A 21,569-nucleotide genomic window follows, 5' to 3' on the forward strand; every position below is an offset into this window, starting at 1 on the left:
GGAATTTCCCAATAGCTCCCGAGGAAATAAAAATTCTCCACGGAGGAATGAGAAATTTCCTCGGAGGAATCAAATGAAACTTCGGAGGAATCAAATGATAAGTCCGAAGAATTTTTTCTTTCCTCCGTGGAAAATCTCAAATCTCCACCGAGGAATTTGAGATTTCCTTGGTAGCTATTAAAGGGAGCTCGAAACTAAAGATGAATTCGTACGAAGAAGGCGGCATTTTAGTTCAGTTTTGTTTCATATCAGATCTATTTCGTATATTTGCGTCGTTATTCACAATAAACCATCGTACAACCTTATGGATAGATCTACGCAATCAGCAAGTTTGCAGCCTAAGCTCGCCTGGCGGCAGTCGCTGCTTTCCTTCCTTCTCGTCCTATGCTTGATGCCTCTAGGACACGCCTTTATGATCCTTATGGAGCTACTCATAGCACCGGCTGCACTGCCATACAGTGCTTTCGGACTGGGACTACTGGGACTGATAATCGCTGTGTGGGGCGTCTTTGCGAAGAGAGATACCCCTCAGACACTCTGTGGACTCATCGGGGGACTATTTCTATGGACCGGATGGGTCGAGTTCCTCTTTATGTACTACGCTCAGCGCTTTGGAGCCCACCCAGAGATTGTCAATGGGGTCGTAACCACCACAACGACCTACGTGCAGGGGATAGCGGCGAATCCCGTCCTCTCTATCGATGGTGTACCCGTACAGCACATGCACGATATCAAGGATATTGTCGTGACGAGACCGGAGTACCTACTGATGCCAGCGACATTTGGCTTCTGGGTATCGATCATGCTACTCTATATATTTAATGTACGTACGGGGTGCAACTTTATGCTCTGGTGTCAGCGGGTACTCCTCGGCAAGAAGCGTGATCTCGTGGTGCGCTCGGGCATGACACGACACCCAGCTATGGTAACCTTTATGGAGACGATGATGCTGCTGTGGACCTGCTACTTGCTGCTGATGTTTTGCTACGATCCACGCTTCCTCGGGCAGAGCCATCCTGTGACGATCGCTGTGGGGGTGGGCTGCTTCATCGGCTTCTTCTTCATCTTTCGCAAGCAACTCGCCCGCAAGCAGTGGGGCGCCAACATACGTATGGCTATCCCAGGCGTCATCGTCCTCTGGACGCCTGTCGAGATCTTGGGGCGCAACAACCTCTTTAACGAGATATGGATCGCTCCGCTAGAGCATATCAGCGAGATGATCGCGATCCTCGTCACCTTCATTCTGATCGGAGGCTATCTTGCTTGGCATCATAAGCGATCAGCCCAAAAAGTGGCATAACGAGTAACAACTTGACGTATAACCCGCTGCTTTCTAAGTTCATATGCAAGTAAAATGCAAAGTTTTTTCTCGTTTCGGAAGCTCGGTCGACTTCTCTTCGGGTGAACCGCTCGGCGGGGTGGAAGCTTCCACCGTAGGGGCGGACCTGTGTGTCCGCCCGTCCTCACCTGAGCGCAGTCTATTCTGCGGGCGGACACGTAGGTCCGCCCCTACACAAACCACGTCAGCACGACAATTCCATTCATCAAACGCTGTAACCTCGATCTGCTTTCTAAGTTCAAATGCAAGCAAAAAGCGAAGTTTTTTCTCGTTTCGGAAGCTCGGTCGACTTCTCTTCGGGTGAACCGCTCGGCGGGGTGGAAGCTTCCACCGTAGGGGCGGACCTGTGTGTCCGCCCCTACGAAGGGTTACACGTATCATCGCTACTCGCATCGTGCGCCACACAAACGCTCTGCGCGACTATCAGATTCAACGACACTAAACATCAATTGCCTACCACGCTTTGCAAAACGAAGCTGTTAAGTTGCGGAATATGCGCTTCCAAGGCCGTTGTCACTCGTTCGTAAGAATTATTTCACTACATTTGCCTGCGCAACAGTACTCTGCGAGCTATAATTACGGAACTCGGCATGGTACGACTTAGTTAACGGGCAATAGTATATGAAACTGCAGCAATCTCCTCAGCGATATGATTACATCATCATAGGTGGTGGCCTAGCAGGGCTTTACTGCGCTTACTTTCTAGCGCAGCATGGATCGGTAGCTCTCATCGCTCGACGCACCATCGAGGAGAGCAACTCCTACTACGCGCAGGGGGGTATGGCTGCCGTCACCGACCAAGAAGACTCGCCGACAGATCACTACGAGGACACAATCGTAGCGGGGCGTGGACTCTGTATCCCCGAGGCGGTCAAGATACTGACCGACGAAGCACCTGAACGGATCAATGAGTTGATCCAGATGGGTATGACCTTCGACAGCGAAGATGGACATCTAGCCCTCGGTCTCGAGGGGGGACATCACCATCGTCGTATCCTCCACGCTGGGGGAGATGCTACGGGACGACTCGTGACCACCTTTATGATCGAGCAGGTCAGGAAGGCGCAGCACATTACGATCTTCGACCATCATAGTGCCGTGCAGGTACTACGCTCTGCCGACGGGTCACACTGTCAGGGACTGGTGACCTATGACGAGCGCGCTCACCACTACGACACGATCCTAGCATCGGCTGTCGTACTAGCCACTGGCGGTGCCGCTGCGCTTTACTACCCTACGACCAATCCTCCCACAGCTCTAGGCGATGGCTTGTGGTTAGCCAGTGAGGTGGGTGCCGAACTGATGGACTTAGAGTTTATACAGTTTCACCCCACAGCTCTTTATCTGCCTGGGTACGCCTCTTTTCTCATTAGTGAGGCGGTACGTGGTGAGGGTGCTTACCTCGTAGACAAGCACGGAGAGCGCTTTATGCCCGCACTGCACCCTCTGGCAGAGCTGGCTCCGAGAGATGTGGTGGCGCGCAGCATCTTCCTCAAGATGCAAGAGGAGGGGACCGACCATGTACGACTGAGACTGAGACATATTGACCCGAAGCGACTGTTACAACGCTTCCCGACCATCTCGGAGCACTGCCGCCAGCTGGGTCTAGACATTACGGACGAGATACCTGTAGCTCCCGCAGCGCACTACACGGTGGGGGGCATTGGCGTAGATCTCAACGGCTGTACCCGCCTGCCTGGACTATACGCTGTCGGAGAGGTCTCCTCAACTGGAGTGATGGGTGCCAACCGCTTGGCTTCTAATTCGCTCATCGAGTGTATCGTCTTCGGCAAGCGCATCGCGGACTATGCGATCGCACACCCGATCACGCCTACGGATACCGCATCACTAGCAGTCCCGACGAATCTGCCAGACTTGTCGTGGAGCCTAGACAAAGAGCAGATCTATGCGCTAGAGGAGCAGACGAAGATCAGTCGACAGATGGGCGACATACTGATGAGCCGGGTGGGGATCATACGCTCTAAGGAGGGACTGATCGAAGCGCTACATGCACTACAGCATCTATCGGACACACTTGCAGAGGATGCGCAGCACAGCATACACGCCTACATGACTCGCAGACGTGTAGAGGTGGCACACATGATGGCGCACGCGGCACTGCTGCGTGAGGAGAGCCGTGGAGGTCACTACCGGAGCGACTACACAGAGACATTGCCTGAGAGCGAAGCCTATCGTACGAGGCTGCTCGATGGAGAGATAACACATCAACCGATCAATTAGCACACAAGAGAAATGACTGATATATACAACAGCGAGGAGTTTGCCACGCTCATCGAGCTAGCCTACCGTGAGGATGCTCCCACGGGAGACTTGTCGACACGCTACATACTGAGCGAGAGCGACCGAGCCATCGCTACGCTGATAGCTAAGGACGACGGCATCGTCTCTGGTCTAGAGGTAGCTTATATGGTCCTCTGTCGGTGCACTCCCGAGGAGGAGATCACCTTTACATCAGAGTATGAGGATGGCGACGAGGTGCGCAAGGGCGATATACTGGCTACTATCGAAGCACCTTATGCCGACTTGCTGCGTGCTGAGCGTATCATGCTCAACTTCCTACAGCGTATGAGTGGCATCGCTACTTATACCCACCAATGTGTGCAGTGCGTCTCTGGTACCAAGACACAGATACTAGACACCCGCAAGACAGCTCCGGGACATCGCCTCACGGACAAGATGGCGGTACGCGACGGCGGTGGCACTAACCACCGAGCTTCGCTCTCTGATATGGTGATGCTCAAGGACAATCACATCGCCATGGCGGGTGGCATCTTGCCTGCCGTGGAGGAGGTGCGTCCTAATCTGCCGATCTCTATACTGATCGAGGTGGAGACCACCACACTAGAGGAGGTGCAGGAGGCTCTAGACGCTGGTGCCGACATCATCATGCTGGACAATATGGACATAGAGACGATGCGCCGTGCCGTCGTGCTCATCAATGGTCAAGCTAAGGTGGAGGCTTCGGGCAATATGACGGTCGAGCGGCTAGCCGCCGTGGCTGCTGTCGGCGTGGACTACATTAGCATAGGAGCACTGACCCACTCGGTACGTGCTTTCGACATAAGCATGAAGATCAAGCCGATCCAATAGAGCGGCTTGTCTTCTTTTACACCTAACACACTAACTGACTACTTACACATGACACAACAACAGATAGAGGCTCTCTACAAAGAGATCCGCACGCTCAAGGAGCAGAAAAACGCGGTCATCCTGGCCCACTACTACGCTCGCCCCGAGATACAGCGCATCGCAGACCACCTAGGCGACTCACTGGCGCTCTCACAGATCGCTGGAGAGACCGAGGCGGATATGATTGTCTTCTGCGGAGTTAGCTTCATGGGTGAGACCGCTAAGATCATTTCGCCCAATAAGAAAGTTCTCTGCCCCGTACCACACGCTGGCTGTACCCTTGCTGAGGGTGCTACGGCTGAGGGTATCAACACTTGGCGCGTCAAGCACCCCGACGGCATTGTGGTCAGCTATGTCAATACGACAGCGGCTGTCAAGGCGGTCACCGACTACTGCGTGACCAGTGCTAATGCGTTGAAGATCGTACGCGCCATCCCCACGGGCAAGCCAATCCTCTTTGGTCCTGATAAGAACCTCGGACAGTACATCATGAATGTGACGGGACGAGAGATGGATCTATGGCAGGGCGCCTGCTACGTGCATGCTGACATCACCTCTGAGCTGGTTCACACGATGCTCGATCAGTATCCTGAGGCGGAGATTCTGATACACCCTGAGTCGGTCGCTGCTAGCGATCAGTCGATCGTCGACAATCCTCGCTGCATCATCGGCTCGACCACCACGATCATCAATCGTCCTGGGGTCTCTGACCTGAAGCAGTACATCATCGCCACAGAGCCTGAGGTGCTGGCCGAGATGACGAGACGCTATCCCGACAAGGAGCTGATCCCGATCCTTCCCGATCAGGTCTGCGAATATATGAAGATGATCACCCTCGAGGGACTCCGTGACGCACTCCTCTACGAGCAGTACGAGGTGCATGTCGACGAGGAGCTACGCCAGAGAGCGTGGCGCTCTATCGAGCGGATGCTCCAGTTCTAAGCCTCCAGCTCTAGGACATAGCCAGCACTTCGCAAGTTGGCTAGCCCTGATAACGCATAACGTGTAGCGACCTGCTTTCTAAGTTCATACGCAAGTAAAATGCGAAGTTTTTTCTCGTTTCGGAAACTCAGTCGACTTCTCTTCGGGTGAACCGCTCGGCGGGGTGGAAGCTTCCACCGTAGGGGCGGACCTGTGTGTCCGCCCGTCCTCACCTGAGCGCAGTCTATTCTGCGGGCGGACACGTAGGTCCGCCCCTACACAAGCTACGTCAGCACGACAATTCCATTCATCAAACGCTGTAACCTCGATCTGTAGGGACGCTCGGCTAGTGTCTAGTCGGAGGGCGTCCCTACAAAGGGTTACATGTCTCGCTTTGATGCAACAGGGTTACTCGTTCCGTTGTTGTACAATAAGACGAGGTGACGAAGGAAAGCGACCGCTTGCGGTCGGACGAATCTTAGCCCCCAGTCGAAGGAGCAAAGCTCCGAACGACTGGGGGACAGAGGTGCGTATAAGGGGGGACGACCTCCCCTGGCGGGAGGTCGGACTGGAGCTGTAGATTCGTCTAGTCCGACCCACAAGGGGTCGATAAATCAGGAGCCGTCTAGCGTCCGTGGGTCGTTCGGGGCTTTGCCCCTTCGACCCACGGCTATGATTCGTCGGACCTCTGCGAGGTCCTTCTGTGTGCGTCTCTCTATTATGCTTCTGGTGCTACAACATCTGCTGGCCGAACTTGTCGTGTTGATGTCGTTCGTGTAGGGGCGGACCTGCGTGTCCGCCCACAAGGCATATTGCGTTCCAGCGAAGACGGACGGACACATAGGTCCGCCCCTACAAATTGTTATTCGTATTGCTGTTCGACAACGGATATGGTTTCGTTTTGATACAACGGACGCACCGACGGTCTGCGTCCGAGCCGTGCGTCCCTACATTTCGCTACACGTCTCGAGCCGTGCGTCCCTACAGCGGGTTACACGTATCGCTGTTCGGGGACTTGCTCGTCAGAAGCGCATAGCACGCTCTAGGCGTCGCTTGTCCTCGCGGTCGCGTATAGCGGCGCGCTTGTCGTACTGCTTCTTACCTCGGGCCAGTGCGACGACCAGCTTAGCGAGCCCACGCTCATTGATAAAGAGCCGCACGGGGATGATCGTCTGTCCAGGGTTCTTCATCTCCTCCTCGAGCTTGCGTAGCTCCTTGCGGTTGAGTAGCAGCTTGCGCTCCCGTCGCTCCACATGATTGTTGTAGGAAGCGTAGCTGTACTCCGCTATATACATATTCTTGATCCACAGCTCACCACGCGAGAAGTAGCAGTAGCTATCCACGAGAGCCGCTTTGCCCGCACGTATCGACTTGATCTCACTACCGACCAGTACGATGCCTGCGGTGTACTGGTCGAGGAGCTCATAGTCATAGGTAGCGCGCTTGTTGCGTATGTTGATTGCTCGGGCGGATTGCTTGCCTTTCTTAGCCATAGCGGTGTGGGTTGGGGGCGATTGCTTAGTCTATCTTGTCAAAGCCCGTGTAGGGTCTCAGAGCCTCAGGGATGATAATGCCCTCGGGCGTCTGATTGTTCTCTAGGAGGGCAGCGACAATGCGAGGCAGCGCGAGAGCACTACCGTTGAGCGTGTGACAGAGGGTGATCCCCTCCTCAGGGTCACGGTAGCGACACATCAGGCGGTTGGCCTGATAGCTCTCGAAGTTAGAGACCGAGCTCACCTCGAGCCAACGCTCCTGCGCAGCCGAGAAGACCTCAAAGTCGTAAGTCATCGCACTCGTAAAGCTCAGGTCACCCCCACAGAGACGGAGGATACGGTAAGGAAGCTCTAGCTCCTCGACGAGGCTCTTGACGTGTGCGATCATCTTGTCGAGCTGCTGCCACGAGTGGTCGGGGCGGTCGATGGAGACGATCTCTACCTTGTCAAACTGATGCAGGCGGTTGAGCCCGCGTACATCCTTGCCATACGAACCCGCCTCACGACGGAAGCAGGGCGTGTAGGCGGTGCAGCAGACAGGAAGCTGGTCAGCCTCTAGGATGACATCACGGAAGATGTTCGTCACAGGCACCTCAGCCGTCGGTATGAGGTAGAGGTTGTCCAGCTGGGCGTGGTACATCTGCCCCTCCTTGTCAGGGAGCTGCCCCGTACCGATACCGGAAGCCTCATTGACCATAATAGGAGGCTCCACCTCTTGAAAGCCAGCCGCCGTAGCTCTGTCGAGGAAGAAGTTGATCAAGGCGCGCTGTAGTCTTGCACCTCTACCCTTATACACAGGGAAACCAGCACCCGTTATCTTGACTCCCAGCTCGAAGTCTATGAGGTCGTACTGCTTGGCCAGCTCCCAGTGTGGCAGCTTGGCCGTATTCTCTAGGTGAGGCATCTTACCACCCGTAGCTACGCATAGGTTGTCCTCTGCGGAGGTACCGTGTGGCACATCGGGGTGTGGCAGATTAGGCACCGAGAGTAGGAGCTGTCGCATGGTCTCCTCAGCCTGTCGCATAGTCTCCTCCGCCTCCTTAGAGATCTCTTTGAGTGCTTGCACCTCAGCTTTGAGCTGTTCAGCCTCCTCGCGAGCCCCCGCTTTCATCTTCTCACCGATAGAGCGTGAGAGGACTTTTTGCTGAGCCAGGCTATCGTCCTTCTTATGCTGCGCATCGCGTCTTAGCTTGTCCTGAGCGATGATGGCTGCTATGGGCTCTTCTGCGGGAAAGTGCTTGACGGCGAGCCGCTCGATGACTCCCTGTGGGTCATCCAATATTTGTTTGATGGTAAGCATTACCTATTCTTTGAGTTATTACGTGTGAGGAGCTTGTCACGCTTAGCGACAAGCTATGCTACAAAGGTACAGTTTCTTCTGCATTTATGGGCACAACCAAGGGAAGAACCCACACAAGAGTGAGTCCTCCCCTCATCAATATCTGACGAGCTACCTAGTTAGCTAAGCCCTCTTCAGGCGTTACTCAGCAGGCTGCGGAGCCTCAGGCTGCGCATCAGGAGCAGGAGCAGGAGCTGGCGTCTCAGCTGCGGGAGCTGTGGGTAGTGGCAGTGTAGCCTCTGGTTGCTGAGGTAGCAGAGGTGCACTCTGCTGAGACTGCTCGATGAAGCTCTCGCTCTGCTTAGCTTGTACATGAGGCTTCACGAAGAAAGAGCTGGCAATGCTGAGCACGACCATAGCTCCTGCGAGCGTCCATGTAGCCTTCTCGAGGAAGTCTGTCGTCTTGCGTACCCCCATGTACTTATTGCTCTCGCCGAAGCCTGCTGCTAGACCACCGCCCTTAGAGTTCTGGACGATGACGATAAGGATCAGCAGGATAGCTGCGATGAGGATCAGGATGGTTAGAAAGATTTGCATGTCTACTAGTCTATGAATGCGTATTTATGAGTGAGAAGCATTGTCGATTAGCTTCTCGAGGAAGTTCAATTGAACTGCAAAGTAACTAATTTTTTCTGGGAATTTCAAGCTTAGCCCCTCAATAATTCGTTTTGCTCGCTCGTAATGCCCCTGTTTGATGTAGATGGAGGCTAGCGTTTCGGTGAAAAGCATATCGCTCGGCTCCTCATCATCGGCAGGCGTTACCGTAGGCTGTCGTGCGGGGTCAGGAGCTGATGAGGTCTCGGGCAAGGGGGTGCCCAGTAGCCCCGAGAGCGACATAGCCGACGGGGCTGAATCATACTCCGCTGGGGAGAAGTAGTCTGGCGTAGGCTCCTCCGTAGGGAGAGCCTCTGCCGTATCGTACTCTAGATCGTTCGAGAGCGGTCCCTCACGCTCAGCCACCTTGCGCAAGTACTGATCCACGAGGGCAAAGGAGTCTGACGGGTCGTGAGCCAGCACCGGTGTCAAGTCTGCTAGCGGCATGTGCAGCCGAGCTAGCAGGTAGAGCTTCTCGCGACTAGGCAGGTGAGGAGCCCAGCGCTGCAGCTCCGCTTCGTAGCGCAGATCGCCGAGGATCGATAGATTGAGTAGGTAGAGCATCACGATGCTCTGCGCATAGGGATAGGTCTCCACGAGCTCTGCCAGTGGCGAGAGCGTGTGGCGATTAAGCTCCTCAGGGTGAGCCGTCAGCCTATTCAGCTCGTCTAGCGTCATCGTCTTCACTACCAGTCCTCTACAGTGGCGTTAAAGATCTGCTTGACCAGATCATCGATCAGCTCATTAGCTAGCCCCTCCTGAATGTCTGAGAAGAGGTTGTTGCTGTCAAACTCTTGCGAGGCTGTAAAAGTGCGCCCCGAGAAGCTCTTTTTCTCCTCCACCGTATTGGTGTAAGAGACGCGGACCGTGATCGTAAAGCGTGTCATCGCTGAGAGTGCATCCTCCTGCATCGCCATAGGAGTGAGCTCATACCCCACGATAGCACCCTCGAGGATCAGATCCCCATTGGCGTCGACGGACTCGAGACGCGTATTGCGTCGGAACTGCTCCCGCAGGCGCTCCGAAAACATCTGCGACAGGGGCGGATAGACCAGAGGAGCCTGATTGGGAAAGTCTTCGATCGTCACCGTCTTGATACGCGTGTAGTCGATGGTGGCTCCATTGAACTTATACTTGATCGAGCAGCTCGTCCCCATCAGTAGGAGCATCACGACACCTATTATGAGACTGTTGCATAAAGGCGAATCGCTGTGTTGCTTTCGGGATTCGGCTTCGGTCACATACGGAGGTATGCTCCCTTCAGACCTCACCCTCAGCGCCTTGCGCTTCATCCTTTCTGCAAAGTCTAGACAATCTTGCAAGCAAGATTGTGAGACTGTTGACTTTTGCAACAGTCTCATTATATATAGTAACCTACTCCTCGCCATAGCTGCGCAGTTTACGATATAGTGTGCGTGGAGAGATGTTGAGCTCCTCAGCAGCTTCTGTTTTATTGCCCCCATGTCGCTCCAAGGCACGCATGATCAGTATGCGCTCAGCCTCATCGATAGTCATCGGTCTGTCAGGTAGGAGCGGCTGCTCTGCAGGGGTCTCTGCAAGCTGCTTGTAAGGCTCTGGGTGAGACTCTGGGTAAGACTCTGGATCTGGCTCGGTCACCTCCTCGGCCTCTGTGTGCATAGGCTCCATATCGGTAGGCACAAGCGTCGTATGGATCGGCTCATAGTGAGGCTCCTGACGCATGGTGGCGATGGTCTGCTTGAGCGAGGTAATGTCTCGCTTCATATCAAAAAGCACCTGGTAAAGTATCTCCCGCTCATTGGCAAAGCTACGCTCATCCGACTGATGTCCCACGGGGACCAGCGAGGTGCTCAGCTCAGGGCTCCTCTCAGGCAGATAGCCGCGAAGGTCTTCAGCCGTCAGATGACGGTCATACTCTAAGATGCTGATGCGGTCTGTCACGTTGCGCAGCTCGCGTATGTTGCCTGGCCACGGGTAGCGTCGCAATAGCTCCTCAGCTTCGGGCGTGATCTCGAGCATCGGGATCTGGTTCTTCTCCGCGCTAAGCGAAGCAAAGAGCTTGAAGAGCAGGACTATATCCTCCTGCCGCTTACGTAGCGGAGGCACCACGATCGGCACCGTGCTGAGACGATAGTAGAGGTCTTCGCGAAAGCGGCCACGAGCTATCGCCTCCTGTATATTGACATTGGTCGCAGCGACCACCCGCACATCGGTCTTGAGAGGCTTGCTGGCACCTACAGGGATAAACTCTCCCGACTCCAAGACACGGAGCAGACGAGCCTGCGTAGCCAGCGGTAGCTCCCCCACCTCATCGAGGAAGATCGTGCCACCGTCCGCCTCCTCAAAGTAACCCTTGCGGTCAGAGATAGCACCCGTGAAGGAACCCTTGCGGTGCCCGAAGAGCTCAGAGTCGATCGTACCCTCAGGGATAGCTCCACAATTGACCGCCACATAGCCTTGATGCTTGCGGAGACTGTAGGCGTGTATGATCTTGGGGAAGAACTCCTTGCCGACACCGCTCTCGCCAGTCACCAGCACAGATAGATCTGTCGGGGCGACCTGTACGGCCGTCTCGATAGCTCGTAGGAAGCTCGGATTGCGTCCCACGATACCAAAGCGTTGCATCACCTGCTGTAGATCCACATTCATAGGTACAAAGGTACTAAAATGAGCGACATCTCACCCTGCCTTGAGAACTTCCCGGCTCAAAAGCTTATTCCTATTTTGAGGTACTCGGGAGGGGGACCGCACTGACCTATGATCGTCAGGATCTCTTAGGCCCGATAGGATTTCCCTTTAGAAAGGAAAAATCCCCACGTGGAAATTCTCAAATCTCCACGTGGATAATAAAAAATGCCTACGGAGGAACGAAATAAAACTTCGGAGGAATCAAATGAAACTTCGGAGGAATCGTTTCGTCCCTACGTTCGTTTTCTCTGGTGCGTGTCGGCAGCAAAGGGCTAAAAGTCCGTTAGACCCCAGTGCCACCTAGGTGAAACTCTAGTGCCAACTCCTGTTGGCACTCCAGTTTCATGCGTATGGCACTCCAGTTTCATAGGTAGGAAACTCCAGTTTCATAGGTAAGAAACTATTCGTTTAGCCTTAGATCCCCCAGATCGCTACTCGTCTAGCCGTGCTACGACGGACGCACGACCGTGCGTTCCTACGGAGATCGGGGTTACAGCGTTTGATGAGTGGAATTGTCGTGCTGACGTAGCTTGTGTAGGGGCGGACCTGCGTGTCCGCCCGCAGAATAGACTGCGCTCAGGTGAGGACGGGCGGACACACAGGTCCGCCCCTACGGTGGAAACTTCCACCCCCCCGAGCGGTTCACCCGAAGAGAAGTCGACCGAACTTCCGAAACGAGAAAAAACTTCGCATTTTACTTGCATATGAACTTAGAAAGCGTGGAGAATAAAAAATATCCACGTGGAGAATCGAAAATCTCCACGTGGATATTTTGTTTTATAGTCTCCGTCGATTAGAATACGTCAGTCTAAATTTCTTCCAGCACCTCAAAAAGCAGCCCTTAGGGAGAAGGCTCTTCGCAAGTGTCGGCGAGGAGCCTCACTCGGCAGCGGCTAATTGCTGGGCGATCCAGTGTGCTATCTTCGTCTCTGAGGAGATACCCTGCTTGGCGAGAGCCTCCATATCGATGATCCGATGCGCGCGGCTGTAGATAGGATCACGCAGACGCATGGACTCCTCGATATGTTGTCGCAGCTCATCGCCCGAGAGGTGTGCCACAGAGGGACGGGTGCGCTTGGTGAGCTCCAGTCGCTGAGCTAGCACCTCACTGCTATAACGCAGGTAAAGCACCGTGCCACTCTCTAGGAGTATATCCATATTGTCGTGGTATACAGGCAGCCCACCGCCTGTGGCGATGACCGCATCGGGGAGCCCGGCGATCTCCTCTAGGATCATCCGCTCTTTCTGGCGAAAGTACTCCTCGCCATGCAGCCGAAAGAGGTCTGACACCCGCTGACGGAAGCGACTCTCGATGTAAATGTCAGTATCTACAAACTCATAGCCGAGGAGCTCCGCCAGCATACGCCCCACAGTGCTTTTGCCAGCACTCATATAGCCTACTAGGTAGAGTGTCATCGCTTGAGCTCGGGGTAGGCAATACGTGAGTGATAGATCGTGGCGAGCTTCTCAGCAAAAACATCCTTGATCGTCTGGATATCCCTAAAGGTCAGAGGCGTATCGTTGAGCAGACCATCAGCGACGATCGAATCAATGATCTTATTGACATGTGCTATGAGGGTTTCCTTGCTCAGATCCTTGAGGCTGCGGCTACTTGCCTCGATAGCGTCTGCCAGCATCAGGATACCAGTCTCCTTAGTATTCGGGTTAGGACCTGGATAGGTAAACTTGTCCACATCGACCGTTTCGTCAGGATGCTCGTTGCAATACTGGGTGTAGAAGTACTTCGTCATGCCTCGTCCATGGTGCATACGGATGAAGTCTTGGATCGCCTGCGGGAGGTTGTGCTTTTGCGCCATAGCCAGTCCGTCGGTCACATGCTTGATGATGACAGCAGCGCTTTCCGTGGGGGTGAGTTGGTCGTGCGGATTGATCGCGCCCTGATTCTCCGTAAAGTATGCAGCATTGCGCATTTTGCCTATGTCGTGGTAGACGGCTCCAGCACGTACGAGACGAGCATCTGCACCGATAGCGGTAGCCGCCTCGCTCGCCAGGAGTGCCACCTGCATCGAGTGCTGGAAGGTGCCAGGAGCCTGCTCCGAGAGCTGCCGTGGCAGAGGTCGGTTGACGTCGCTCAGCTCCACGAGCGTTATGTTCGAGACATAGCCGAAACTTCTCTCGATGAGGTAGATGAGCAGGTAGCTAAACATGTTGAAGATCAGGTTGAACGAGAAGTAGAGCAGATTGCTCAAGTCATTACTCCCCAGCGCCCCTCCCGTCATCAGCGAGTAGCTACAGGTCATCACATTGTATATGACGAAGATGAGGAAGGTGGCACGGATGATCTGTGCTCGTGAGGAGAGCGATCGAAGGCTAAAGACCGCCACCATACCAGCGACAAACTGTATCACGACAAACTCCAGTGGAAAAGGCACATAGAGCGCACAGATCAGCACCGTCGTGAGAAAGACGTAGACCGCCGTACGAGACTCGAAGAAGGTACGCACCAGTATCGCCACCGACACAAAGGGGATCGCATAGACCCATGCTCCCAGGTCCATGCGCGCGAAGATGATCGTCAAGATCGCATAGATGAGGATCAGCAGCGATAGGAAGAGCGTGTTCTTGTACTCCTTGACAATCTTCGGCCGGTAGTAGAAGAGGAAGAACCACAACCCCACCAGCAGCGAAGCTATAATCAAGAAAGTCCCCACACTCATCGGCAATACCTGTCGCAGGTTACTATCCCGCTGCTCCTCTGTGACGCGACGCAGCGACTGCAAGATGTCGTACTGATGAGGACTCACGATCTCGCCCTTACCGATGATGCGCTCCCCCTTTTGGACCACCCCCATAGACTTAGAGAGATTACGCAGCTCATCATCGATCACCTGCTGCGTCTTAGCCTCGTTAGGATAGACATTGACCTCGATATACTTGCTGGGGTCAAACTTTCGGACGATCGACTTACTCATCCCCTGGGGCACCCTCTCGGTAGCTTGCTGATACGCCTCCATGGGTGTCGAGAAGAGCGTCGCTGGCGTCAGACGGCTCACCTGATCAGCGCTTAGGAGCTTGACCTCCAGCACATCCTCCTGCCTGAGCTTAGAGGCTATCTCCTCCTCTATGATTCCGTTACGATAGAGTTCCTTGAGGTAGTTGTGCATGTAGAAGTAGTAAGCTTCGTCCGTGACCTCACGGCTCCACTTAGCGCTCCAGTCATCGTCCCACTTACGTAGCATCTTACTTCCGGTGATCGTATCGATCTGATAGTAAGGCAGGATCGTCTGGCGCACACTATCACGCTCCCGCTGTATCATCTCGTCTGACTTGTAGATAGGGAAGGTAAAAGGCGCCACCAGGAGCTCCTCACCCATCCACGGCCTACCCTCCACCACTTGATACTGAAATGTCTCCTCATCGTGTGGCGAGAGCAGCGTGATAACCAATGCCAGAAAGATAAAGGTCAGCAGCGCATAGAGGTGCGTCGTCTTGAACTGTGTCATAGTCTTGTATGCTAATGTGGAGGGTGCTACGACCCCTCGTGACAATCTTCACCGCAAAGGTACTCATTTAGGCCGTATAGCCACAGAGCCTCTGTCTTGTGGATAGAGACTGTTGACTTTTGCAACAGTCTCGGATAGCAACTGCTACCTTCACAATACAGAGGCTCGGTGGTGTCATTAGGGCTGGTCGCTACAGCTGCACCTTGAGCTGTTGTCGCCCTCTAGTCTGCTTGACAACCATCAGGTAGAGACCCTCGGGCAGCTCATACGAGATCGACTCCCCCTCAGCTACACTGGGGTAAGAGGCACAGAGGACGCCTTCGCTACTGTAGAGCGATACCTCCGCAGACCCCTCCAGATTGTGCAGCGAGAAGCTCCTCTCGCCGACAGCTACACGCACGGCTGGCATAGCGCAGCTTGGGGTCTCGACGTGCAGGTCGCTCCCACCCACCTTACAGCGTGCGAAGTACCTCGTGCTAGCCCCACCAAACTCAGTAAAGAAGCCACTCACGTAGAGCCACCCCGCAGGATCGTAGGTCAGTCCTGAGACAATCCGATTAGGACCCGAGCCAAAGTCAAAGTCCGTCGTCAGCGCTGCTCCCGACTTATCTAGAGCATACACAAAGCTCCGCTTAGGCATTTGGATATCTCCACCACCTATGAAGATGTAGCGATCGGTCACGATCAAGCCATTGATCATATCCTCCGCATCGGGAGTGGAAAAGTCGTACGCCGTAAACCCCTCTATGGGAGTCCCGTCGAGATGTAGCGCTATCATCAGAGGCGTCCTCCGGCCGAAAGACTCATAGAATGAGCCCGCCACGAGAAGCGTGTCAGCTCCCTTCATAGCTAAGGCTCGTGGCCCTCCAAAGTCAAACTTAGGTCTCGCAAAGCTCTCGTCATACTGACCATCAGCATCAATGTGAAAGATCTTCTTATTGAGCGAAGAGCCGTTATACCCATTGATCATACCTCCGAAGTAAATATCACCCGAGGGGAGTAGCAGTGCAGCGTCCACATAGGGCGCACTCTTGAAGTAGATCTCATGAGCCGTCGGGAGGTAGCTCTCGTCATGCATGCCCGCAGCCGTAAAGCGCGCTATCAGCGGGGCAAACCGCTCATTGACCCTGTTGAAGCCGCCCAAGACATAGAAGGAGTCATCAGGCGAGACCAGTAGTTTGTTTGGCTGCAGATCCCACTCGTACTTCCCCTCATAGGCAGAAGCATCTAGCTGGAGGGTATTGTCATTCTTAAAGGTCGTATCCAGCGAACCGTCCTCGTTGAGACGTATGATCTGCCCCACGGGAGTACCATTGTAAGTGGTGAAAACACCGATGACGAGGATCTTGCCGTCAGACTGCAGAGCAATATTTGTCACCACGCCATCGACACCCGTACCGCCTACGTTGAAGGTATCGTCAGCCGAGCCGTCCGCATTAAGCCGCATGACACCCGCCACATCTCGTCCGCCCACATGCTCGAAGGTGCCAGCGACCACGATCTTGCCGTCCGCTAGGGGGATGACCGCCTGCGGGTTGGAGTCTAGTATGGGGCGAAAGCTCGTATCCACCTGCCCGTTCTGGAGACGCTCCTGCGCCATAACGCTGAGGGGTAGTCCTAGACAACAGCCTAGGACTAGAGATATGTAGAGAAGCTTCTTCATAGCACCACTTATTTATAGGTACAGCTTCTGAATCCACACACGACCATCTTCAAAGGTCGCAGCCACTAGGACAGTCCCCTCGACAGAGACGACATGCTCCGTAGCGGTAACAGTCGAGGCGTAGAGCTGCGTCCCAGACATATCCCATACGTATAGGCTGACCGGCTGCTCTGCTGTAAAGCGGGTCACACCCTCCTCGGTAGCTACGCGCAGGTCGCTCGGAGAGGCGAGGACAGGCTCATTGGCAGTCGACTGATAGTTGAGCGCAAAGAGTGGCCATAGCACAGGCTCTCCCGTAGTACGATGTTTCGCCATCATACCAAAGACTGTCAAGTCTCCAGAGGGGTCGACCTCCTTATTGGCTAGGAAGAGGAAGGGGAAGAAGTTTTGCATCTTCATCGACACCCCCGTGCTGTCTGTGATGATGATATCATCTAGAGCTCCAAAGCGAAATGGCACCTTCGAGTCCGTGCGTGGCTTGATCCTCACATTCTGTATCGAGACAGGGGCATACATATTGTAGTCCGCATTGTCTAGCAGATCCTGGATGCTCTTGGTCGTGCGATTGTCAAACGTAAAGGGATGATCCACCACCTCCAGCGTGCTAGGGGCATCTACCTGAAAGTATAGGTTGTGGTCACGCTCCACCAGCTGCCCCACGATACGCTTAGCGAGGAGCGCCTTCTCGGGCGGATTACCATAGATCGGGTCATGTAGTCGAGGATCAAACATCATAATCCCCTTCTCGCCGTCCCAGAGCCACTTCTCGGGCGTCATAGGCACCGCCATATTGACCAGAGTCTTCTTATCAAAGGTTACCTCGTAAAAGCCTCCCACGGGAGCTTGTAGTAGCTCCTTCAGCGAGTGCAGTGGCGTAGACTCCCGAACGGTGAAGTAGGTCACATGCTCCTCTAGCTCTGGGTAAGGCTGCCCCGTAGCTATGTCCATAAAGCGTAGCCCTATGGTATGCACGCCAGGCTGCAAGTCGCTATAAGTAATCAGCGAGTCGACCGAGTTGAGACGCCAGTGCTGCGTAGCGGGCTGGTCGTCGAGACGCGCCTCGATGTAAGAGGTGAAGAAGCCTGGCTCTGATTGGGGATCGCCCATGATCCAGTCATCACCGAAGGTCAGGATATGGTAAGAGAGCGTACTCTGTGCCGTCTCAAAGCCATTTCGGATGTCTGCCGGGTAGACACTCCAAGGCGTGCGCATGGGAGCCCCCTCGCCCGTATTGTAGAAGGCTATATTGTCCAGCATGATACGCCACCCCACACCCTTAGTCTTGTCTGGATCTTTAAAGACGATCCTAAAGCGAAAGGAGTCAGCATCAGGATCAATCCGCTCATACAGATCTGTCGAGATCGTTGTGGCGTCAAAGATGAGCTCCTTCTCCATCCAGTTCTTCCCCCCGTCGAAAGACTCCTGAGCGAACCAACTCTTGCCCGCATTGGAGACCAAGGCGTCCGTCCACCCCTGCATATAAGAGACAGAGACCTGCGTCCCACGGATCGGATCTAACGCTTCGATCATCGCAGGCTCGTCACCTACGTAACCCGCCGTCAGCTCGAGCGCTTTCTTGCCAAAGGGTATATTAGCCTTAGGGTCATCGACGATGCGACCATTGACGATGCGCCAGCGCACCCCTTCGATCTCCACCGTATCATCCACAAATGTCTGCGCCTCCATCTCCTCAAAACCCGTCTTATAGTACGGTACAGGAGGTGTGAGGCGCTGCGCCTTCATAGGCATCATCAAGGTCGTCCCAAGGACGACAGCACAGAGTAGTAATCTTCGTCTCACTGCTTATCTAGTTTGAGTTAATAGCTTAAGTATAGGGGAGTCATGTCGTGCATCAGTCACGATTCTGCGGTCATACACGCCCTAACGGGAGACCAAGATAGCAAAAATTCACCACAGGACGCACACCTCTTTGTGACCCGTAGACTCGGCAAACCTCATTACAAGCAAGCTATAGCTTATCCTGAGACTGGTGGAGTGGACCTGAGAGGAGGGATTGACTCTAGTAGTACTAGGGCGTCTAATGGCTCTAGTGATTAGCGCCTCGCTCGATACCTTACGGAGAGTCTGCGATCCTCTTAGCCCCCGAGAGGTACGCTCGGCGATCTTGACAGCAGGGACCCCTCGCCCGGTGTCGTACCTTTGCATCGTCTCCTCAGAGATACAGCCGCACGCTCGTTATAGAGATCCAGCAGGTAGAGAAAATTTAGGCTCTACAGCTCCTATCAGTAGTAGGGATCACGACACCAATCGTCGTCTCTCGGAGCTATCGCCGGCAGGCTCCACGACACCTATTATATATAGGAGATCTCTAGCGTAGCTACGACAGCCTCTCAGGAAGACAATTCAAATTTTATCAACTCAATAAAAATCAATCTACTATGGCAATCAAGTATGCTATCCAGCAAATCAATCGAAAAGGTGTAACCCCGGGCTCTATGGAGAGTAAGTACTACGCCCAGGCTAAGTATGACGGGGTCACCTCGCAAGCAGACATCGCTCAGATGGTCTCACAGATCTCGGCAATCTCTGTCGGTGACGTCCTCAGCGTCATGAATACGGTCTCTATGCTGCTCTCCATAGAGCTAGCCAATGGACGTATCGTAGAGCTAGGCGATCTAGGCCGCTTTAGAACGACGCTACGCAGCAAGTCTTGCGACAAGCCCGAAGAGTTCAAGCGTGAGATGATCCATGGCAATAGGGTCATATTTGTCCCTGGCGCGCAGATACGTCACAAGATGAGCAATGCGAGCTACCTCAAGGCAGATCTCTCTAGCCTGGCCACGGAGACGGAGAAGAAGCCCAGCAAGCCCTCAGGCGAGGGTGCGGATCCGAGCAAACCGACCCCAGGCAAAGAGACCGGCGGCGGATCGAACCAAGACGAAGAGCATATCGGAGTGTAGTTCCTAGAATTTAGAGGTTAGAGATTAGAAATTAGATGTTAGAAGTTAGAGGTTAGAGACACTAGAGCCACTAGCATCACTAGTACCACTAGCACCTCCGATCCCCTCTAACATCTAACCTCTAACCTCTAACTTCTAATCTCTAACCTCTAACCTCTCCCCCCCTCCGACTGCGCTTATAAAAAAGGGACCTCGTGAGAGGTCCGACGCATCGTAGCCGTCGGTCGGAGGGGCTACAGCCCCGAACGACCGATGGATAGGCGAACGTGGTAGAAGATCGACCCCTTGTGGGTCGGACTAGACAAGGGCTACAGCTTCAGTCCGACCTCCCACACAGGGGAGGTCGCTCATTTCGTCTGGCTCCTCTGCCCCCGCAGTCGTTCGGGGCGTCGCCCCTCCGACTGGGGGCTACGAAGCGTCCGACCGCAAGCGGTCGCCTCTAATCTCTAACCTCTAATCTCTAATCCCTATTATGAAACCAAACGACATCAAATATATCATCGTCCATTGCAGCGCCACACGCAGCAATATGACTTACAGTGCCTGGCAGCTAGACCAAGACCATCGTGCCAGAGGCTTTGCCATGGCTGGCTACCACTTCTACATCACACGCGCTGGTGTGATCGAATCGATGAGACCGCCCTCCATGCCCGGAGCGCACACCATCGGATACAACCGATGCAGCCTAGGCGTATGCTACGAGGGAGGTCTAAGACCCGATGGCACCCCCTGGGACACACGTACTCCCGAGCAGCGGGCCGCCATGCTCAAGCTGCTACAGACACTCGTGGCTATACACCCTAACGCACAGATCGTAGGACATAGAGACCTCAGTCCCGACCTAAACCACAACGGCGTCATAGAGCCGCACGAATGGTTAAAAGCGTGTCCCTGTTTCGATGCATTCAAAGAGTATCTATCCCTATGGCACAAACGATAAGACCCCAAGGGCGTAAGCAGCTTCGCCTAGCGATACTCCTCACGGTCTCAGGCATCGGGCTCCTCGTGGCGGGCTTTACAGTCCCTCCACTGGGAGTCATAGACAGCTCCGTGCTCGTTGCCTTTGGTGAGGTGATGACCTTCGCCGGGGCGCTCCTCGGGCTGGACTATAAGTACAAGTATCATGCGGAGCAGTAAGAGACGACTCACAGCACTCATCCTCACCGCCTGTCTCCTACTGAGCTGTGGTAGCCGGCGACAACGCACCCATGCGGAGTCGCAAGAGCAGTCACAGCAGCGTAGCGAGCTGGCGGTGCGTGAGGCTACGCAGCATAGACGTGATAGCTCACTAGAGGAGTGGGAACTGCTCCTCCTAGACACGATCATACCACAGAGCGACATCCAGCTCGTCACGGGCGACTCGCTGCTGGGCATGACGTGGCCAGAGCGTCCCGCAGTACGCTACCTACATGCTCGACGACGGGTCGTCCAGGAGCGAGATAGCGTAGGGCAGCAACGTCGGGCACTAGAGCGTGCCACGCAGCAGCAGAGCCTTCGGCAGCAACAGACCGTGACGGAGCGTCAGCCCACAGGTCGTATCGCCCATGGGCTGTGTCTCGGCTTGCTCATAGGTGGCTTGCTCATTATAATCGGAGCCGCTACGCTCATATGGAGGGGCGTAGGGCTCCGCGCAAAGTCAATCCTCCGCAAAAATATAGTGCTGCGGTAGACCTAAGTAACGCACGATCAGATGCACCATAGCGGGGGTGTAGATACGACAGCCTCGCTTATAGCCTATCTGTGTGAGCTGGTTTAGTAGCTCGCCATCACCACATATCAAGCGGGTCAGATGGCGCGTAGCACTAGCGGGTAAGACATCGGGGAAGTAACGGACGGCGAGCTCCTGCACGCCATAGGCGCGTACCAAAAAGAGGTACGACTCATCTTGTGTACTCTGTGACATAATCAGTCCAGTAGATAAAAAGGTAAGTATAAAAGTTTTGCCGACAGAAGCGCTTCGCTATATTTTTGTCACCTCGGTCGTCTCCACAAAGGTACCAAAAACGAAGTGATCCGAC

At 54.3% G+C, this 21,569-nt stretch carries 19 protein-coding genes; 8 read left to right on the plus strand and 11 right to left on the minus strand.

What is annotated here, in order from left to right; genetic code table 11:
- The first annotated feature begins 304 nt into the window (after positions 1-304).
- The 4 genes from PORAS_RS01300 to nadA all read left to right on the plus strand — a co-directional run bounded on the left by PORAS_RS01300 (position 305) and on the right by nadA (position 5,431).
- Positions 305-1,300, plus strand: a complete 996-nt coding sequence (locus PORAS_RS01300; protein ID WP_013759888.1) for a hypothetical protein — start codon at positions 305-307, stop codon at positions 1,298-1,300.
- Between the two features lie 660 nt (positions 1,301-1,960).
- The gene (nadB, locus tag PORAS_RS01305) at positions 1,961-3,580 is read left to right on the plus strand and encodes an L-aspartate oxidase (RefSeq protein ID WP_004330468.1); all 1,620 of its coding nucleotides are present in this window, start codon (positions 1,961-1,963) and stop codon (positions 3,578-3,580) included.
- A 12-nt stretch (positions 3,581-3,592) separates the two neighbouring features.
- On the plus strand, positions 3,593-4,450 hold the full coding sequence (nadC, locus tag PORAS_RS01310; protein ID WP_013759889.1) for a carboxylating nicotinate-nucleotide diphosphorylase: 858 nt from the start codon (positions 3,593-3,595) through the stop codon (positions 4,448-4,450).
- A 48-nt stretch (positions 4,451-4,498) separates the two neighbouring features.
- Positions 4,499-5,431 carry a quinolinate synthase NadA gene (gene nadA, locus PORAS_RS01315; RefSeq protein ID WP_013759890.1) on the plus strand — a complete coding sequence of 311 codons (933 nt, stop codon included), beginning with the start codon at positions 4,499-4,501 and terminating at the stop codon, positions 5,429-5,431.
- Between the two features lie 1,001 nt (positions 5,432-6,432).
- Here the strand turns inward: nadA and smpB are convergent.
- From smpB to PORAS_RS01365, 10 genes are all read right to left on the minus strand, one after another.
- Complete coding sequence (gene smpB, locus PORAS_RS01320; protein WP_004331305.1) at positions 6,433-6,903, minus strand: SsrA-binding protein SmpB; 471 nt, start codon at positions 6,901-6,903, stop codon at positions 6,433-6,435.
- A 25-nt stretch (positions 6,904-6,928) separates the two neighbouring features.
- Positions 6,929-8,203, minus strand: coding sequence for a serine--tRNA ligase (gene serS, locus PORAS_RS01325; protein ID WP_004331301.1), 1,275 nt, complete (start codon positions 8,201-8,203; stop codon positions 6,929-6,931).
- A gap of 180 nt (positions 8,204-8,383) precedes the next feature.
- Positions 8,384-8,779, minus strand: a complete 396-nt coding sequence (gene secG / locus PORAS_RS01330) for a preprotein translocase subunit SecG (protein WP_013759892.1) — start codon at positions 8,777-8,779, stop codon at positions 8,384-8,386.
- 24 nt (positions 8,780-8,803) lie between these two features.
- Positions 8,804-9,514, minus strand: a complete 711-nt coding sequence (locus PORAS_RS01335) for a hypothetical protein (protein ID WP_013759893.1) — start codon at positions 9,512-9,514, stop codon at positions 8,804-8,806.
- 8 nt (positions 9,515-9,522) lie between these two features.
- Positions 9,523-10,005, minus strand: coding sequence for an LptE family protein (locus PORAS_RS01340; RefSeq protein WP_044211152.1), 483 nt, complete (start codon positions 10,003-10,005; stop codon positions 9,523-9,525).
- 205 nt (positions 10,006-10,210) lie between these two features.
- Positions 10,211-11,464: a sigma-54 interaction domain-containing protein gene (locus PORAS_RS01345; protein ID WP_013759895.1), complete on the minus strand. Its 1,254-nt coding sequence runs from the start codon at positions 11,462-11,464 to the stop codon at positions 10,211-10,213.
- Between the two features lie 918 nt (positions 11,465-12,382).
- Positions 12,383-12,919, minus strand: a complete 537-nt coding sequence (locus PORAS_RS01350; RefSeq protein ID WP_013759896.1) for a shikimate kinase — start codon at positions 12,917-12,919, stop codon at positions 12,383-12,385.
- On the minus strand, positions 12,916-14,967 hold the full coding sequence (locus tag PORAS_RS01355; RefSeq protein WP_004331284.1) for an HD family phosphohydrolase: 2,052 nt from the start codon (positions 14,965-14,967) through the stop codon (positions 12,916-12,918). Before PORAS_RS01355 ends, PORAS_RS01350 begins: the two co-directional genes overlap by 4 nt.
- 190 nt (positions 14,968-15,157) lie before the next feature.
- A complete protein-coding gene (locus tag PORAS_RS01360) occupies positions 15,158-16,630 on the minus strand; it encodes a delta-60 repeat domain-containing protein (RefSeq protein ID WP_013759897.1) in 1,473 nt (490 codons plus the stop codon).
- Positions 16,631-16,642: 12 nt separating this feature from the next.
- On the minus strand, positions 16,643-18,430 hold the full coding sequence (locus tag PORAS_RS01365) for a hypothetical protein (RefSeq protein ID WP_155811453.1): 1,788 nt from the start codon (positions 18,428-18,430) through the stop codon (positions 16,643-16,645).
- Positions 18,431-19,029: 599 nt separating this feature from the next.
- On the opposite strand from PORAS_RS01365, the gene PORAS_RS01370 reads away from it, so the two are divergent.
- The 4 genes from PORAS_RS01370 to PORAS_RS01385 all read left to right on the plus strand — a co-directional run bounded on the left by PORAS_RS01370 (position 19,030) and on the right by PORAS_RS01385 (position 21,220).
- On the plus strand, positions 19,030-19,551 hold the full coding sequence (locus PORAS_RS01370; protein WP_013759899.1) for an HU family DNA-binding protein: 522 nt from the start codon (positions 19,030-19,032) through the stop codon (positions 19,549-19,551).
- 472 nt (positions 19,552-20,023) lie between these two features.
- A complete protein-coding gene (locus PORAS_RS01375) occupies positions 20,024-20,491 on the plus strand; it encodes an N-acetylmuramoyl-L-alanine amidase (protein WP_004331289.1) in 468 nt (155 codons plus the stop codon).
- Positions 20,476-20,688 (plus strand): hypothetical protein, encoded by a 213-nt coding sequence (locus PORAS_RS01380; RefSeq protein WP_013759900.1) that lies wholly within the window; start codon positions 20,476-20,478, stop codon positions 20,686-20,688. The genes PORAS_RS01375 and PORAS_RS01380 overlap by 16 nt, the downstream gene beginning before the upstream one ends.
- Positions 20,675-21,220: a hypothetical protein gene (locus tag PORAS_RS01385; RefSeq protein ID WP_013759901.1), complete on the plus strand. Its 546-nt coding sequence runs from the start codon at positions 20,675-20,677 to the stop codon at positions 21,218-21,220. Before PORAS_RS01380 ends, PORAS_RS01385 begins: the two co-directional genes overlap by 14 nt.
- On the opposite strand, the gene PORAS_RS01390 is transcribed toward PORAS_RS01385, so the two are convergent.
- Positions 21,188-21,454, minus strand: a complete 267-nt coding sequence (locus PORAS_RS01390; RefSeq protein ID WP_004331317.1) for a DUF4248 domain-containing protein — start codon at positions 21,452-21,454, stop codon at positions 21,188-21,190. The two genes, PORAS_RS01385 and PORAS_RS01390, sit on opposite strands and share 33 nt — an antisense overlap.
- Between the last annotated feature and the right edge of the window lie 115 nt (positions 21,455-21,569).

Source organism: Porphyromonas asaccharolytica DSM 20707, assembly GCF_000212375.1.
GTDB lineage: Bacteria > Bacteroidota > Bacteroidia > Bacteroidales > Porphyromonadaceae > Porphyromonas > Porphyromonas asaccharolytica.